This window comes from Desmospora profundinema (assembly GCF_031454155.1).
GTDB classification, from domain to species: Bacteria; Bacillota; Bacilli; order Thermoactinomycetales; family DSM-45169; genus Desmospora; species Desmospora profundinema.
In genome coordinates, this window is the sequence record NZ_JAVDQG010000004.1 from 352800 (window position 1) to 369344 (window position 16545).

Here is a 16545-nt window from a genome sequence, read left to right on the forward strand (position 1 = left end):
GAATATGCGAAAATCATGGATTCTTTCATTGGCTGTTCTGTTTGTCTTCTCTTCCGTATTGGTCGCCTGTGGTGGCGGGAGCAACGCAGGCAAGGAAAAAACCCTCATCTACGGGCGCGGGGCCGATTCCACCATGTTGGACCCTGCCGTCGTGACCGACGGGGAATCCTTCCTTGTGACGGAAAACATCTTTAATGGTTTGCTCGGCTTTGAAAAGGACAGCATGGAACTTACCCCGGCGTTGGCGGAGTCCTGGGAAGAGTTGGATGACGGCAAAACCTGGACCTTCAAGCTTCGGGAAGGCGTGAAGTTCCATGATGGGAACGACTTTAACGCCGATGCGGTGGTGTTTAACTTCGAACGCTGGGCGAAACAGGAATACCTCCCCTCCGATAAGGATGCTTTCATCTACTACGCTTCCATGTTCGGCGGCTATGAAGGGGAGGATGGGCACATCATTGAAAGTGTCACAGCCAAGGATGAATACACCGTCGAGTTTAAGCTGAAAGAGCCGCAAGGTCCGTTCCTGGCCAACCTGGCTATGTCCCCCTTCGGCATTGCTTCTCCTGAAGCGGTGAAGGAGGACCCGAAGAAGTTCGCCGAAAATCCGGTGGGGACGGGTCCGTTCAAGTTTGAAAACTGGAAGAAGGGGGACACGGTCACCGTCGTCAAAAACGAGGAGTATTGGGAAGAAGGACTGCCCAAGCTGGATAAGGTGATCTTCCAGTCGATCCCGGACAACTCGGCCCGATTAACGGCCCTGCAGTCCGGTGACATCGACATTATGGACGGTCTGAACCCCAATGACGCGGACACCGTCACGTCCAATGACCAGTTGCAGTTGTATGAACGGCCGCCGATGAATGTGGGGTATCTCGCTTTCAATACGGAAAAAGAGCCGTTTGATAACAAAAAGGTGCGTCAGGCGCTGAACCATGCCGTCAACAAGGAAGGACTGATCAAGAGCCTCTACGCGGGCAAAGCGGAACCGGCGGCAAATCCCATGCCTCCATCGATCTGGGGCTTTAATGAAGAGGTCGAAGGTTACGAGTATGATCTGGAAAAAGCCAAGAAGTTGCTGAAGGAAGCGGGTTATGAAGACGGGTTTGAAGTGGTGTTTCACGCCATGCCGGTCCCTCGTCCCTATATGCCCGACGGCAAGAAAGCCGCTGAATTCATGCAGGCCGATTTTGAAAAAATCGGGGTGAAGACGAAAATTGTCAGCCCGGAGTGGAGCACCTATCTTGAGGAGACCAACCAGGGGGAGCATGATATGGCTCTGCTGGGTTGGACAGGGGATAACGGCGATCCCGACAACTTCCTGTATGTATTGCTGGACAAAGACAATGCGCGAATTCCGGCCAACAATATCGCCTTCTACAAAAACAACAAGCTGCACGACATCTTGATCAAAGCCCAGCGGGAGACAGACCAGGATGTGCGGACGGAACTTTACCAGGAGGCGCAGGAAATCATCCATAAGGATGCCCCCTGGGTGCCGTTGGTATATGGAACCCCGACCCTGGCGGCACAGTCCTATGTGGAAGGGTATGCTCCGCATCCCAAAGGTTCCGACAAATTGAAAGAAGTAGACATCAGTCAGTAACCATAAAACCGGGCGGCGTTGCTGGTCGCAATGCCGCCTTTTTTAGGGTTGATTGGATGGATTTTTTAAGGGATGACGGTTGTAGGCGAGGAAGGATGGTGAAAAGCCGATGATTGCATATACCATACGACGATTACTGATGCTCATTCCGGTTTTGATCGGCATGTCCATCATCACTTTTTCCATCGTTCATGCGATACCCGGGGGTCCCGCTCAGGCGATTTTGGGAGAGCGTGCAACCCCGGAAGCAGTGGCGCAGCTGAATGAGAAAATGGGACTGAATGATCCGTTGGTGATGCAGTACCTTCGTTATGTGGGCAATATCCTGCAGGGGGATTTCGGTACATCCCTGAAAACGGGTCGTCCGATTATCGAAGAGATGGGACCGTATTTGGCGGCTACTTTTGAGCTGGCGCTGTTCGCCATGGTTTTTGCTATTTTTTTTGGCGTCAATCTCGGTATTTTGTCCGCTTGGCGGCATAACAGTGTCATCGATTACACGGGCATGATCATCGCCTTAGTCGGGGTATCGATGCCCATTTTTTGGCTCGGCTTGATGGAGCAGTGGATATTTGCACAGGAGTTGGGATGGCTGCCGTCCAACGGTCGAATCGATCCGAGGATGGGCTTTGAGCCGATCACCCACTTTTATTTTCTCGATGCGTTATTGCAAGGCAACATCTATGCGTTTCAAGAGGTCTTTTCCCATATTCTGTTGCCGGCGATCGCTTTGGGTACAATCCCCTTGGCGATTATCGCCCGGATGACCCGCTCCAGCATGCTGGAAGTGATGCAGTCTGATTACATCCGGACCGCAAAAGCAAAGGGGTTACACGATGGAGTGGTCATTTATAAACACGCACTGAAAAACGCATTTATCCCCATTGTAACGGTGTTCGGCCTGCAAATGGGATTATTGCTTGGAGGGGCGGTATTGACGGAAACGATTTTCAGCTGGCCGGGTGTCGGGCGGTACCTGTATGACGCCATCAACGCGAGGGATTATCCGGTAATCCAATCCGGCATTCTGGTGGTGGCGACGATCTTTGTGTTGATCAATTTGATCGTCGACTTGTTATACGCATTTATCGATCCCCGCATCCAATACGGAAAGGAGTCATGAGGATGTCTCTAAATGCTCCCACGATGCCACCTGAATCGTCCAGCAAAGGAGAACAGCAACATTTGGAGAGCCCATTCCATGATACATGGCGGTCCTTGTTGCGTCACCGCTCGGCTGTCATCGGCGGGGTTATCATCCTCTTCCTGATTATGCTGGCTTTGATCGCCCCGCTTCTCCTTCCTTACGGATACAACCAAATCGATGCCGATGCCCGTTTGCAAGCGCCGTCTGCGGAACACTGGTTTGGGACGGATGATCTGGGACGTGATATTTTCGCCCGGGTGGTGTATGGAGCTCGCATTTCGCTGTGGGTGGGCTTTTTCGCCATTTCGGGCTCCATTGTCGCCGGTTCACTTCTCGGCTTACTTGCCGGTTACTACGGCGGGTGGCGCGATGCGGTTATCTCACGGATTTTCGACATCCTGCTGGCGTTTCCGTCCATTCTACTGGCGATTGCCATTGTGGCGATGTTGGGGCCCAATCTGCAGAACGCCATGATTGCCATCGCGATTATCAATGTTCCTACATTTGGACGCTTAATGCGGTCCCGGGTGATGAGCGTCAAAAACGAAGATTTTGTTTTGGCCGCCAGAGCGGTGGGAATGCGGAACTCACGCATCTTGTTCCAACATATCCTTCCCAACTCGTGGACCCCGATTATGGTACAGGGGACCCTCGGCTTTGCCACGGCGGTTCTGGAGGCTGCTGCTCTCGGTTTTATCGGGCTGGGAGCCCAACCGCCGGACCCCGAATGGGGAAAGATGTTGGCCGATTCCCGCGGCTTCATCCAGACCGCACCATGGACGATGATTTTCCCCGGACTGGCCATCATGTTTACCGTATTGGGTTTCAACCTGTTGGGTGACGGTTTGCGTGATGTCCTGGATCCGCGGATGAAAAAGTAATCCTTAAAAGTTCGCTGGTGGTCGGTCAAAGGGAATTACATCGGAAATCGCTCCCTCTTCCCCTATAAAAAAGCTTGTCAGCACCTTCACCCGTCCTTTCAAAAAAGGGCGGGTTGTTCATGGATCAATCTTTTTGGCCCGGTGCCCATTTCATCAAGACGCCGGCATGGACCAGTCCCCCTCCAAATCCATACAGGAGAAGCGTGTCTCCTTCTTGAACCTTTTCTTCCCGGATTCCTATTTCCAAAGCGAGGGGGATGGTGGCGGATGAGGTGTTTCCGTATTTCTCCAGACTCATCAACGTTTTTTCCAACGGAAATCCGCTTTTTTCACAAATGGTCTCGATCATTCTGGCGTTGGCGCTGTGAGGGATGAACCAGTCCACATCGGACAGTGGCAAGCCCGCTTGTTGGGTAACGGCGTGCATCCCGGATGGAACCGTTTTGACCGCCCAACGATACACTTCCCGACCGTTTTGCACCATCAACCCATGATCCGTCAATGGCTGGCCGTCCATTTGTGCGGAGTGGCGGGTGCGATACAGGTGGATGCCTCCCTCCCCTTGCGTGGGTCCGATATAAGTGGAGAGGAATCCGGGAGCATCTTCCGTGTATTCCACCAAAGCCGCACCTGCTCCGTCACCGAAAAGGATACAGGATGTCCGATCCTTGTAGTCCGTCGCTTTCGTCAGGGTTTCCGCTCCGATCACCAAGACCTTGCGGTTCATTCCAGCGGTGATGAGGGCATTGGCCATACAGAGTCCATATACAAAGCCGGCACAGGTTGCATTGAGGTCAATGGCGCCGGTATGGGGGATCCCCAATCGGGCCTGGACCCGACTAGCTACACTGGGGAACGCGTAATCAGGGGTGGTGGTGGAGACGATGATCATATCCACATCATCCACGCTTTGGTTGTACTGTCGCATCAACTGTTCCGTCGCCGCCACACACAGATCCGATGTAAACTCCTGTTCACCGGCGAAGCGCCGCTCCCTAATCCCGGTTCGTTGTACAATCCATTCGTCACTGGTATCTACAATGGATTCAAAATAATCGTTGTCGACCACCCGTTCCGGTGTATAGGTTCCCAATGCCGTGATCGTCGCTTTGGATTGCAAGGTCTTCACCTCTTTGGTCATTTGTTCATAAGTATAACACCTGATATTAGTACTTGATACTAGTTTCTTTTTTTCATCTGATCTGGAAGCAGCCATGCGCATGATCGAGGGAACGGCTCACAATATGGGAATTGCGGTTTATGATTGAAAAAAAAGCGAAACCCCCTTGCAGGTGACGTTGCGTCACCCCTTACGATGGGGATCGGAAAGGAGGGAACACCTTGGATTCAAAAACCTACCGGACCGGTGAATTTGCTGCCAGGGCGTCGATTACGGTCCGCACATTGCGCTGGTATGACCGGATCGGTCTCTTAAAGCCGAGCCGTACCACTACAGCGGGACACCGGCTTTACACGGATTCCGACTTGGGGCGTCTGGAGCAGATACTCGCCCTGAAGTTCCTGGGACTAAGTCTGGACGAAATCCGGGAATGCCAGCAGTCTGAGTCGGGCAATATGTCTCAGTCTCTCCTGTTACAAAAAAAGATGCTGAAGGAGCGGCGGGCGAAAATCGACCGGGTGATTGAAGCCATCGATCGGATCGAACAGCTGGCGGATGGCGAGCCGGACTGGGAATCCATCATCCAAGTGATCCGGGTGATTCAGATGGAACCGAAAAAAGATTGGTGGAAAAAATATTACTCCGATGAGGCGGCTCAGAAGTTGGAAGAATGGCATAAGGACTACTCCGAAGATGATGCTTGGCGCGATGCCGCCCGTTGGAAGGAGACCATCGCCGACCTAAGAAAAGTGATGGCGGATGGAAAGAGTCCCGACAGCTCAGAAGCGCAGGATGTGGCACGCCGTTGGTGGGCATTGATCAACGAATTTACCATGGGGGACCAAGGGATTTTGGAGGGACTCCAGCAAGCCTACCAGGACGAAGACAGTCCTTGGACCAAACCGACGACAGATGAAGAAGACAAGTTTATCGGGCAAGCATTGGAGATCTACAAACAGAGGCGAGACAATGAGTAAAAGCGTTCGTATGGAGGAGGCCTGTGACAGGGCTCCTTTTTTCTTTCACGTTGTTCCCGATTATATCTTTGCGAGCGGGGTGTTTTTTACCCCTCTTGCAAGTCTGACAAGTATGAACTGACGACATAGGAAAGAATAAGGTATCATGATGTTAGATCCCGATAGGGAGGTGAAAAGTCATACACAAAGCATTCAAATTCCGCATCTATCCTGCGGAAGCACAAGCTACGCTGATAAACAAATCGATCGGGTGCAGCCGATTTGTGTTCAACCAGTTCCTGGCGAAGTGGAACGATACCTAAGGAAAAACCGGAAAAGGTCTTACCTATGCGAGTTGTTCGGCTCAATTGACCCAGCTAAAAAAAGAAATCGATTGGCTACGAGAAGTCGATTCCACGTCTCTCCAGAATACGCTAAAACATCTTGCCGACTCCTTTTCCCGCTTCTTCAAAAAACAGAGTGACCGCCCTCGATTTAAAAGTAAGCGCAATCGCGTGCAATCCTACACGAGCCAATGCAACCATCCGAAGAGAGGGAGGCCGACTATTAAAGTCAAAGGGAATCGAATGAAACTACCGAAACTTGGTTGGGTGAAGTTCGCCAAGTCCCGTGAAGTCAAAGGGCGCATTCTTTCCGCTACCATCCGCCGTCATCCCTCGGGTAAGTACTTTGTATCCGTGCTGTGTGAGATCAACCAGTGCCCCTATGTTCCAGTAGAGAAAGAAAAAGCGGTGGGTGTAGACTTGGGGTTGAAAGACTTCGCGATCTTGACCGATGGTACCAAGGTCAAACCACCTCGGGTTTTCCGGCAGGTTGAAAAGAAATTGGCGAAAGTCCAGCGGACCATGAGCCGACGAACCAAGGGCGGTTCCAATTGGAACAAAGCACGGATCCAGATGGCTCGCCTTCATGAGAAGATCGTGAACGCGCGCCATGACTTCCTACATAAGCTGTCCTCGAAGCTGATTCGTGAAAACCAAACGATCTGCATCGAAGACTTAGCTGTGAAAAACATGGTAAAAAACCATAAGCTAGCCAAATCCATTACGGAAGCATCGTGGTCGGCGTTTGTCGCCATGCTCACCTACAAAGCAGCATGGCATGGAAGAACGATTGTGAAGGCGGGAAAGCAATTCCCTTCCAGTCAGCTATGTTCCTCCTGTGGTTACCGAAACAGGGAGAAGAATCTGAACCTTCGGGATTGGACATGCCCTAAATGTCACCAGCATCATGATCGGGATCTTAATGCGGCCCACAACATCTTGCAAGAAGGACTACGATCCCTTGCGGTCGGGCAGACCGTTTAAGCTTGGAAATGATCCTGTCAGTAGACGGGAGCTCCCAAGAATCCCCCGCATTTATGCGTGGGGAGTGTCAATTCGTCTTTTTCCGATATGGGATATGATGATAAAGTAGTAACCGCTCAAAGATCACCAAAAGGGGGCCTCTGATTGAAACCGACCCGCTTATTTGACTGGGGATACGGGGTTCGTATGATCGATGGTTATGACTTGGATATGCCGGGGCGTACGGGGATATACGTGATCGAAGGAGAGGCGCTTACATTAGTGGAAACGGGTCCTGCTCCTTCCGTTCCTTACATAAAAGCCGGATTGGAGGAGCTCGGTTATTCGCTGAGCGATGTCCGGCACATCATTGTCACCCATATTCACCTGGATCACGCGGGAGGAGCAGGTTTGCTTCTGAAAAGCTGTCCCCGTTCGGATGTGGTGGTTCATCCGCGCGGACAACGCCATCTAGCCGACCCTTCACGGTTGGTGAAAGGGGCGAAAATGGTATACGGGGAGGCTTTTAACCGTTTGTTTGATCCGGTCGTGCCGGTGCCGGAAGAAAAACTAACGGTGAAAAGTGAAGGGGATTCCCTTGATCTCGGGGGAGGGCGACGCCTGGATTTTATGGATTCGCCGGGTCATGCCGCTCACCACTTCTCTTTTTTCGATTCAGTCAGCCGGGGGTGGTTTACCGGAGATACGGCCGGTGTGCGCTATCATCACACGCAGGATCTCGGTTTCACCTTTTATCTGCCGTCCACTTCCCCGAACCAGTTTGATCCTGATGCGATGAAACAATCCATGAAACGCATGGCCGATCGATCGCCGGACCGCCTTTTCTTCGGTCACTTCGGGATGTCAGACGAGCCGCGGAAGGTATTCCGCAAAGTAAGCGCGGAGTTGGACCATTTCATGGCGATCGGGCGTGAGGCGGTTGCAGCCGGTGAAGGGGCGGATGGCATCCGGAAGAGACTGGTGGAACATTATCGTGCCGCTTTGGGCAATCGGGGGTGTGGAGAAGATCACCCCATATGGGAACCGCTGGAGTTGGATTTAAAGGTGTGTGCGATGGGAGTGGAATGGTACCTTCTACAGCAAAAAAAGAAGGCATGATGGAGGACGGTCAGAAGAAGAGGTTTGACTTCGGACGGTACTGGGAAAAATCGTGTACCTGTTTGAGACTAGACATCCGTTGAAAAATACTCAGGGAGGTGGAAAGATGAAGGTGACCGTTTATTCGAAACCGCATTGTTTAGAATGCAACATGGTGAAACGCTTGCTAAATGATTATCGGGTCGAGTATGAAGTGAAGGATTGTGGATCCCATCCGGAATATTTGGAAGAAGTGAAGGAGATGGGCTTTTTAGGCGTCCCCGTAACCGTAATCAACGGAGTTCCCATCCAAGGTTTGCAGCCGGTGGAGTTGCTGAAGCGGCTGCAATTATCATAGACGCGTTTTCCTAAGCGGGACAGCACCTGTATGTCATCTCCATCACTGGTTCGGATGAGGCCTTAAGAGGGCCTCATCCTTTATTTGCATAATTAACCTACTTTTTTTAGTCTGAAAAGCATGGACATTCTATGACTTTTGAGTTAGAATTCGATAAAAATACGAATAAAGGGGTGACCACTACCCGGTTTGGATTCCGTATTTCTGCTATAATTTTCTATTAATTCAATCACTTAATTTCAAGCATTTTTGTTCCCTTTTTGGACAACATGACATTATGAACACGGCTTAAACGGACTAGGAGGAAATGCACGTTATGCCTCGGGAACAGTGGAGTACCAGAGCGGGCTTTTTGCTTGCGGCCATCGGATCGGCAATCGGGTTGGGAAACATTTGGCGTTACCCGTACGTTGCATATGAAAACGGTGGCGGCGCCTTTTTGCTGCCTTATTTTATCGCTTTGTTGACAGCGGGAATTCCCATCCTCATCCTGGAGTATTCGCTGGGCCATCGCTTTCAGGGGTCGGCCCCCCGTGTTTTTCGCAGTTTATCAGAGCGGTGGGAGTGGCTGGGATGGTGGCAGGTGTTCGTCTCTTTTGTCATCGTCAGCTATTACATGGTGATCATCGGCTGGGCTCTCAGCTTTACTTACTTTTCGTTTGGGACACAGTGGGGAGCGGATACGGAATCCTTCTTTTTTGGGGATTTCCTGGGCGTGACCGGCGATTTTTGGGAAATGGGCGGCTTCCAATGGAAGGTGCTATTGCCGGTGGTCTTGGTATGGGCTGTTGTTTATGTAATCTTGCTCAGAGGAGTACGAAGCGGCATCGAACGCATGGCCAAAGTGCTGATGCCGGTACTGATTCTGATGATGGTGGCGATTACGATCCGTGCCGTCACGTTGCCGGGTGCGGGAGAAGGATTAAATGTTCTGTTGACGCCGGATTTTAGCTCTCTGTTTGATGAAAGGGTTTGGATGGCGGCGTATGGACAGGTTTTCTTTTCTCTCAGTATCGGGTTTGGAATCATGATCACCTACTCCAGCTACTTGCCGAAACGATCGGACTTGGCCAACAGTGGATTGATTGCTGGACTGGCCAACGGGGGTTTTGAGTTTATGGCTGCCCTGGGTGTGTTTGGTGCCCTTGGTTTTTTGGCAGCTCAACAAGGGGTTGGAGTGGATCAAGTGGTAGATGCCGGTGTGGCGCTTGCCTTCGTCATCTTTCCGCAGATCATCAATCAGTTCCCTGGATTGAATTCCTTTTTCGGAGTATTGTTTTTCGGCTCTCTGCTGTTTGCCGGAATGACATCGGCTGTCTCCATCCTGGAACCGGCGATCGCCGGTGTAAAGGAAAAATTCAACCTGACTCGTCGTGCGGCCGTCAACTGGGTGTGTGGTCCGGCATTTCTCTTTAGCTTGCTGTACACTACCCAGGGGGGCATTCGCTATCTGGATACCGTTGATCGCTTCATCAATGCTTATGGAGTCGCTCTGGCTGGACTTGTCGAGCTCATCCTGGTAGCTTGGATCGCCAGGAAACTGGATGAGATGCGCGAGCATATCAACGACATCTCCGACGTGCGGGTGGGAAGGGCCTGGCAGTTGTTCTTGTCCGTGGTCACTCCGGTCGTGTTGGGAGCAATGGCGGTTTTCAACCTGATCCAGGAGTGGCGGACTCCGTATGAAGGATATCCCCTCAGCGGATTAGTTACCTTGGGTTGGGGTACGGTGATTGCGGCGATTTTATTGGCTTTTACCTTTCAATGGGTGGGCTGGCGGCAACCATTGAAACAAAAGGAGGAACGCGGATGAATCCGGAAGCTATAGCGGTGCTGGTAATTGGCGCAACAGGCTTGTGGGGCGGGCTGGCTTATTTCCTCTGGCATGCCTATCGAGTCGGGCAGAGGAAAAAAACCAATCCATGATCCATGCTCCCCGTCTGTCATGACGGGGAGCAACGCACACAAACTTTTGTTATCGGTACATTCTCATTAAAGGATTAATTCTGAAAACGTCGAATATAAGTGGTACTGGACACCTCCACGGTTGTTCAGACTCTTCATCTCAAGGGGGGAAACGGGTTATGGCACAAGTAAGAGACCAGTGGACCACACGGGCCGGGTTTATCCTGGTAGCCATGGGTTCGGCAATCGGTTTGGGCAATATCTGGCGGTATCCGTACACGGTCTATGACAACGGAGGAGGGGCCTTCTTAATTCCTTATTTCGTGGCCCTTCTGACAGCCGGGATCCCGCTTCTGTTGTTGGAGTATTCGTTGGGACATCGCTACAAAGGGTCGGCACCGCTATCCTACCGTCGATTATCGCAAAAGTGGGAATGGCTCGGCTGGTGGCAGGTATTTATGTCGTTCTTCATCGTTACGTACTATATCATTATCATCGGCTGGGCTTTAAGCTTTGCGTACTATTCGATCGGAACTCAGTGGGGGGACGACACAAACGCCTTCTTCTTCGGAAGTTATCTCGGGGTTTCTGACAGCTTCTGGAATTTCGGCGGGTTACAATGGAAAGTATTGCTGCCGGTTCTTCTGATCTGGGGCTTTGTCTACTTTGTCATGAGGCAAAAGGCGCACAAGGGAATTGAACGTCTCAACCGGATCCTGTTGCCGATCCTGATCGTGATGCTGGTCATCATCACCATCCGCGGCATCACGCTCGAAGGGGCAACCGACGGTCTGAACGTCCTACTGACACCCGATTTTTCTGCGTTGCTAGATCACAATGTATGGATCGCCGCCTACGGTCAGGTGTTCTTCTCACTCAGTGTCGGTTTTGCTACCATGATCACCTACGCCAGCTATCTGGCGAAAGACACCGATCTTTCCAACAGCGGTTTTATCGCGGCACTCTCCAATGCCGGCTTTGAATTTTTGGCCGCGTTAGGCGTCTTCGGTGCCTTGGGTTATCTGGCTCTCACCACGGGGAATGACATCCAGGAAGTGGTATCCAGCGGAATCGGCCTTGCCTTTGTCGTCTTTCCGCAGATCATCAATACATTCCCCGGCTTCAACGATTTCTTTGGCCTGTTGTTCTTCGGCTCGCTCACTTTCGCCGGTTTGACTTCAGCGGTATCCCTGTTGGAGCCGGGAGTATCGGCCCTTCGGGACAAGTTCGACCTGGGACGCACCAAAGCGGTGAACATCGTTTGCGGAGTGGCTGCCGTCGTCAGCATTCTGTACACCTTCGGAGGCGGCATTCGCTTCTTGGACGTGGTGGACAATTTCCTCAACTCCTACGGTTTGTTGTTCGGTGCATTGGCCATGATCACCGCCGTCGCTTGGACTACCAACCAATTGGATAACATGCAGTCCCACATCAACAACGTGTCTGATGTTTACATCGGTGCCTGGTGGAAAATCTGCGTTAAGTATGTGACTCCGGTCATGCTGTTGTTCATGCTGGTACAGAACCTGATGCAAAACTTCATGCTCGACTATGAAGGGTACCCCATTGTCGGGAATTTGACGTTGGGATGGGGCGCCTTCTTTACTACTCTGTTGCTGGGAATCATCACGGCCCGCATGAAGTGGAAGGCAAATACTGAAATGCTGGATCTCTTCCGCAAAATGAAGGAGGGAGCCTGATGGGAACTGGTGCATGGATCATGTTTGCCATCGGTGCAACGGTATTGTGGGGCGGTCTCGGCTACTTTCTGTGGGTGGCTTACCGCAGTAAAAAGGAAGCTGCCTGAACCGCTGGCGGATTTCCCTGCTCAACGAATGATATAGCCCTCTAACCTCAAACATGGCGCGGCCACTGGCCGGCGCCATGTTTTTTGGGGTATCCTACTTTTTTTTCCGTTTCGCTTTCCGTTCTTCTTTCCATTTCTTGTATGCCGACCGCTCCCAGGCTTTCAGGTACGGGTAGGGATCAAATGAAAAGGTGGTGCGTCCGTTGAACTTATACATCCCGTAGTGAAGGTGTGGGGGAAATTTACCGGAAGTGCCGGGAGGGCCGTAACCGGAGGAGCCCACATAGCCGATCACTTGTCCGGGATGGACAATGGCGCCTTGTTGCAGATCTTTTTCAAATCGGCTTAGATGGGCGTAATAATGGTAATTGTTCCGGGTGTCCCGAATCCCGACGCGCCATCCACCGAAACGGTTCCACCCTTTTAACTCGACATAACCATAGCAGGTGGATAATACCGGTGTTCCATAATCGGCAAAGATATCCGTTCCTTCATGGATCCGTAACCCTCCCCATCCGCGACGATCTCCCCAGGTATTGTGGTAGGTGTAGTTATATCGGAGCGGCATGGGGAACGTGTGACGGTCCAGATCCGTAGTTCCATAATGCTGGTAAATATCCGCCAAATGAGAAATTACGTCCACTGTCACGGGGTGTTGGTAGTAATTCCAAATCCCTGTACGCAGGTCATCCCGGGACAAACCGTGAGCCCGTAAAAACTGGGTGATGGTAAACAAAATATCCAACGGATCGTCGGGATCGGCTGATCCGTCCTGATTCCCGTCCCGACCAATTCCACCGAAAAATCGGATCGACTCCGGTACTGTATCGTGAGGGTCGGGATTAGCCAGGCCGCTCCAGCGCTCCGGAGGTATCTGGATGGAGATGGGTCCTTTTCGTTCCGTTAAATCCCGCCTGACTCGTTGGATGTTCCGTTCGTATTGATCCATGGCGGCCAACACATACCAGGGAACTCCCGTCAATGTCTCCACTTTTTCCAGCAACTGTCTTCGTTCCACATGTTCGTTCGATTCGTCGGAAACAGCGAACGTCGTTGTTGGGATCGCATGAAGAAAGCAAATACAAGCCAACAGGAAAGACAACCACTTTTTGTACATGGAAAACAACCACCGTTTCATCAGACTGTGTGGTTTAGTTTGGTTATTTTTGAATCCCTTCATGTCCTTATCGAATGGTAATGATATACATGAAGGGACATTCTGCCATGCAGCTTTCGACAGATTTTTCTCACAATACCCACAGGCCCTGTGGATAACCGGCATTTTATGGGCATTTTGATCACCAGATTAAATAAAAATCAGTCAAAGGTTTTTGGGGTGTTCCTGCCGGTAAAACCAATATTGGCGTATCACCCTGGTGTTTGTGTTACACTATCAATGGACTGGCTGGAAAGGGATAGACGGATCCGCCGGTTCACCATAATGGAAAGAACGGTCCCGGAGGGATTTTTCATTTTTTTGCGTGGAGGGGAATGGGATTGGCAACTCCTATACAGCGAAAGCCGGAATGGCTGAAAACAAAATTGACGGTTAATGAAAATTTCCGCGAGATCAAGCGGATGATGAGGGGGAAAACCCTGCATACCGTTTGTGAAGAAGCAAAATGCCCCAACATACATGAATGCTGGGCGGTACATCGAACGGCCACCTTTATGATCCTGGGAGATATCTGTACCCGGGCTTGCCGTTTTTGCGCAGTCAAAACAGGACTCCCTACGGAATTGGATTGGCAGGAGCCAGAGCGGGTGGCGGAAGCGGTGGAACAGATGGGTCTGAAACACACCGTAATCACCTCGGTGGCCCGTGACGATTTGAAAGACGGGGGAGCTGCCATCTTTGCCGCCACGATCCAGGCGGTAAGGAAACGGAATCCGCTCACCAGTGTGGAGGTGTTGATTCCGGACTTTCAAGGGAATCGCGATGCCCTGCAGACGGTGATGGATGCCCGCCCCGATGTATTAAACCACAACATGGAGACGGTACGACGCCGTTCCGACCGTGTACGGTCCAAGGCGAAATACGACCGCTCCCTGGAATTGCTGAAACAGGCGAAAGAGATGCAGCCGGATATTCCTACCAAATCCAGCATCATGATCGGTGTGGGGGAAGAGTGGCACGAAATCCTGGAAACAATGGATGACTTACGTGCCGTCGATTGCAATATCATGACCATCGGACAATATTTGCAACCGACGAAAAAACACTTGAAATTGGAAAAATATTATACTCCCCAAGAGTTTCGCGATCTGAAAGAAGCAGGAATGAAACGGGGCTTTGATCATGTGGAGTCCGGTCCTTTGGTACGCAGTTCGTACCATGCCCACGATCAGGTGCAGGCAGCCAAAAAATCCATCGCCACCAACTGACTTCACAAAAAACAGCCACCGATGAGTGGCTGTTTTTTGTGGGGTCAATGAGACAGTTCTCCGGCGGAGGGAGTCATCCGCTTATGGGTCATCGGACGCTTTCCCTGGGAGAATGGTTCGTCTTCCCGTTCAAATCTTTGATCGAGAGGAGTATCTGCCCCCATCCGTTCCAGCAACTCCTCCATTTCTTGACCGTTTAATGTGGCCCGTGCGGTTCCTGCCTGGGATCCGATGTTCATAATCTGACTTCGTGCTTCCGGATCACCGGTAACATGAATCTTGAAATAACGGGGTGTTAGGCTGAGAGCAGTTCGTTTGGCTTCATACAAGGTATCTTCATCCGGCTTGCCTTCTCGGCCTGTCACCCCGATCAAAACCTGGTCGTCCGTTACTAAAACCGCTGCATCATCAATCTGGGGCAACTTGGTTGTCAAAAAAGCGATATGTCGAGCCAATACGTTCCGGTCGATGTAGACATCCGGCCCTGGAACCGCTCCGCCGTCAGTAGCATTATACATTTCGTTTCCCGTTTGGCGGCTGTAGCCGATCATATCAAATTGCGCTCCTCGAAAACGCCGGTCGTCTCGGACATATTCCATCGCCCCTTCTGGTTCACGGTAAAGGGATTCATTATATCCGTTATCCGGGCGTGCAGCAGGGGCGCAGGATGTGGTCATCCATAAACATACAAACAGAATCACGATGAGCCGTTTCATCACCCATATACACCTCCTGATCATAGGATGCCCTTGTTGAACCGGGCTACGCTGCCAAATGTTCCACTGTGGGAAGAAAGCAGGATTTTCGGGAGGAAAACGCGAAACAGATGGGCAAGATGAAAGATAAGAAGATATGGTACGATAAAAATAATCCCGGAACAGGCCGAGGTCGATGCAGGATGGAGCGATTGGAGATACAGGGAGTCACGTATGAACTGGTAAAAAACCACAAAAACGGCTGGAACCCGGATGCATTTCAAAAGCGGTACAGCGAAGTCTTGGATAAATATGAATTTATCGTGGGGGATTGGGGGTATGGCCAGCTTCGATTAAAAGGGTTTTTTACGGATCGGCACCCGCGGGCCACACGGGAAACGAAAATCAGCCATTTTGAGGAATATCTGCACGAATTCTGCAACTTTGGTTGTGCCTATTTCGTTTTGCGCCGGGTGAAACCGCCGCCACCCCAACAGCGACGTGGACGACAGAAAGGGCGTCGGAGCAAAAACTCTTGTCACTCCCGTTAAGAAAGCAATAATCAAGCACCCGGTAATGTCCGGGTGCTTGAATTTTTTCATTCCAACTCTTCATTGCGGTCCGGATCATCGTGAGTGGGGTGGCTGCCGGGCTGCTGCCGTGGAATCCCCTCGTGAAACGTTCGCATCTCATACGTAAACTGGGGAGCGGCGTGCTGGGAAGCTCGCCAGGGAGATTCTTTACCTAGAACGTCTTCATTGGTAGAAGAGCCGTAAGGTCCTTCCGGAAACTCTTCGGGAAAGAGGTCATTCCGTTGGGATTCTACCGTGCCCAGATCATGGTACGGGGTATTTTTGCGACGGATCAAAAAGAACCACCTCCGATCTTGACTCTTAGCATGGATCGGCAGGTGGTTCTTATGCATCGGAACTTTTACAGAAGGGAATGCAAATACTCTTTCAGCTCGCTGGCTTCCTCTTCGCTCATTCCATAAACATGTTCCAAATAACCCGGTTCCTCCAGATCGTCTGAACCGATAAGGGCATAGCGATTGGATTGAATGTTAAACACCAATAGCTTTCCGTAAAATCGCCGGGTGGAGGTGATTCCCAAATCGAAGCGGCTGGTTTCGCCGACGAAACTGACGAATCGGGTGCGGGTGTCTTCTACATCGTCGTACAGGAACATCCATTCTTCGTTGGACATGGACCTAACCCCTTTGATGACAGGTTCCCATCATTATACACGATCACGGGGGAGGTCGGGCAACTGTAGATCCG

18 protein-coding genes and 1 pseudogene are annotated in these 16545 nt (G+C 51.3%); 14 read left to right on the plus strand and 5 right to left on the minus strand.

The genetic code is table 11. From position 1 onward, the window contains the following. The first annotated feature begins 4 nt into the window (after nt 1-4). The 3 genes from JOE21_RS10690 (at nt 5) to nikC (ending at nt 3634) form a co-directional block, all read left to right on the plus strand. Entirely contained in the window at nt 5-1606 is a 1602-nt protein-coding gene (locus JOE21_RS10690) for an ABC transporter substrate-binding protein (protein ID WP_309866080.1), read from the plus strand. A 109-nt stretch (nt 1607-1715) separates the two neighbouring features. Then, the gene (locus JOE21_RS10695) at nt 1716-2729 is read left to right on the plus strand and encodes an ABC transporter permease (protein WP_309865819.1); all 1014 of its coding nucleotides are present in this window, start codon (nt 1716-1718) and stop codon (nt 2727-2729) included. Between the two features lie 2 nt (nt 2730-2731). Further along, complete coding sequence (gene nikC / locus JOE21_RS10700) at nt 2732-3634, plus strand: nickel transporter permease (RefSeq protein WP_374709347.1); 903 nt, start codon at nt 2732-2734, stop codon at nt 3632-3634. Between the two features lie 124 nt (nt 3635-3758). On the opposite strand, the gene JOE21_RS10705 is transcribed toward nikC, so the two are convergent. After that, nucleotides 3759-4754 (minus strand): ketoacyl-ACP synthase III, encoded by a 996-nt coding sequence (locus JOE21_RS10705; RefSeq protein WP_374709348.1) that lies wholly within the window; start codon nt 4752-4754, stop codon nt 3759-3761. A 43-nt stretch (nt 4755-4797) separates the two neighbouring features. Between JOE21_RS10705 and JOE21_RS17790 the strand changes: the two genes are divergently transcribed. The 9 genes and pseudogenes from JOE21_RS17790 to JOE21_RS10745 all read left to right on the plus strand — a co-directional run bounded on the left by JOE21_RS17790 (nt 4798) and on the right by JOE21_RS10745 (nt 12185). Continuing rightward, complete coding sequence (locus JOE21_RS17790) at nt 4798-4902, plus strand: hypothetical protein (protein WP_374709353.1); 105 nt, start codon at nt 4798-4800, stop codon at nt 4900-4902. A 73-nt stretch (nt 4903-4975) separates the two neighbouring features. Next, nucleotides 4976-5731, plus strand: coding sequence for a MerR family transcriptional regulator (locus tag JOE21_RS10710; RefSeq protein WP_309865823.1), 756 nt, complete (start codon nt 4976-4978; stop codon nt 5729-5731). Between the two features lie 179 nt (nt 5732-5910). Then, nucleotides 5911-7038: pseudogene (gene tnpB, locus JOE21_RS10715) on the plus strand (IS200/IS605 family element RNA-guided endonuclease TnpB). Between the two features lie 144 nt (nt 7039-7182). Next, nucleotides 7183-8136 (plus strand): MBL fold metallo-hydrolase, encoded by a 954-nt coding sequence (locus JOE21_RS10720; protein WP_309865825.1) that lies wholly within the window; start codon nt 7183-7185, stop codon nt 8134-8136. 106 nt (nt 8137-8242) lie between these two features. After that, entirely contained in the window at nt 8243-8473 is a 231-nt protein-coding gene (locus tag JOE21_RS10725) for a glutaredoxin family protein (protein ID WP_309865827.1), read from the plus strand. 316 nt (nt 8474-8789) lie between these two features. Beyond that, nucleotides 8790-10286 carry a sodium-dependent transporter gene (locus JOE21_RS10730; protein WP_309865829.1) on the plus strand — a complete coding sequence of 499 codons (1497 nt, stop codon included), beginning with the start codon at nt 8790-8792 and terminating at the stop codon, nt 10284-10286. Next, nucleotides 10283-10399 carry a MetS family NSS transporter small subunit gene (locus JOE21_RS10735; protein ID WP_309865831.1) on the plus strand — a complete coding sequence of 39 codons (117 nt, stop codon included), beginning with the start codon at nt 10283-10285 and terminating at the stop codon, nt 10397-10399. Before JOE21_RS10730 ends, JOE21_RS10735 begins: the two co-directional genes overlap by 4 nt. Before the next feature lie 158 nt (nt 10400-10557). Further along, nucleotides 10558-12078: a sodium-dependent transporter gene (locus JOE21_RS10740; protein ID WP_309865833.1), complete on the plus strand. Its 1521-nt coding sequence runs from the start codon at nt 10558-10560 to the stop codon at nt 12076-12078. Further along, entirely contained in the window at nt 12078-12185 is a 108-nt protein-coding gene (locus tag JOE21_RS10745) for a MetS family NSS transporter small subunit (protein ID WP_309865835.1), read from the plus strand. The genes JOE21_RS10740 and JOE21_RS10745 overlap by 1 nt, the downstream gene beginning before the upstream one ends. Nucleotides 12186-12279: 94 nt before the next feature. Here the strand turns inward: JOE21_RS10745 and JOE21_RS10750 are convergent, their stop codons facing one another. Further along, entirely contained in the window at nt 12280-13302 is a 1023-nt protein-coding gene (locus JOE21_RS10750) for a M23 family metallopeptidase (protein WP_309865837.1), read from the minus strand. Nucleotides 13303-13682: 380 nt separating this feature from the next. On the opposite strand from JOE21_RS10750, the gene lipA reads away from it, so the two are divergent. Beyond that, entirely contained in the window at nt 13683-14570 is an 888-nt protein-coding gene (lipA, locus tag JOE21_RS10755) for a lipoyl synthase (protein ID WP_309865839.1), read from the plus strand. A gap of 44 nt (nt 14571-14614) precedes the next feature. On the opposite strand, the gene JOE21_RS10760 is transcribed toward lipA, so the two are convergent. Next, the gene (locus JOE21_RS10760; protein ID WP_309866087.1) at nt 14615-15286 is read right to left on the minus strand and encodes a YhcN/YlaJ family sporulation lipoprotein; all 672 of its coding nucleotides are present in this window, start codon (nt 15284-15286) and stop codon (nt 14615-14617) included. Between the two features lie 182 nt (nt 15287-15468). On the opposite strand from JOE21_RS10760, the gene JOE21_RS10765 reads away from it, so the two are divergent. Then, the gene (locus JOE21_RS10765) at nt 15469-15816 is read left to right on the plus strand and encodes a YutD family protein (protein WP_309865841.1); all 348 of its coding nucleotides are present in this window, start codon (nt 15469-15471) and stop codon (nt 15814-15816) included. Between the two features lie 47 nt (nt 15817-15863). Here JOE21_RS10765 and JOE21_RS10770 read toward each other — a convergent pair whose 3' ends face one another. Together JOE21_RS10770 and JOE21_RS10775 are read right to left on the minus strand one after the other, a co-directional pair. Next, nucleotides 15864-16133 (minus strand): hypothetical protein, encoded by a 270-nt coding sequence (locus JOE21_RS10770; protein WP_309865843.1) that lies wholly within the window; start codon nt 16131-16133, stop codon nt 15864-15866. A gap of 65 nt (nt 16134-16198) precedes the next feature. Beyond that, nucleotides 16199-16471, minus strand: coding sequence for a DUF3055 domain-containing protein (locus JOE21_RS10775; RefSeq protein ID WP_309865845.1), 273 nt, complete (start codon nt 16469-16471; stop codon nt 16199-16201). Between the last annotated feature and the right edge of the window lie 74 nt (nt 16472-16545).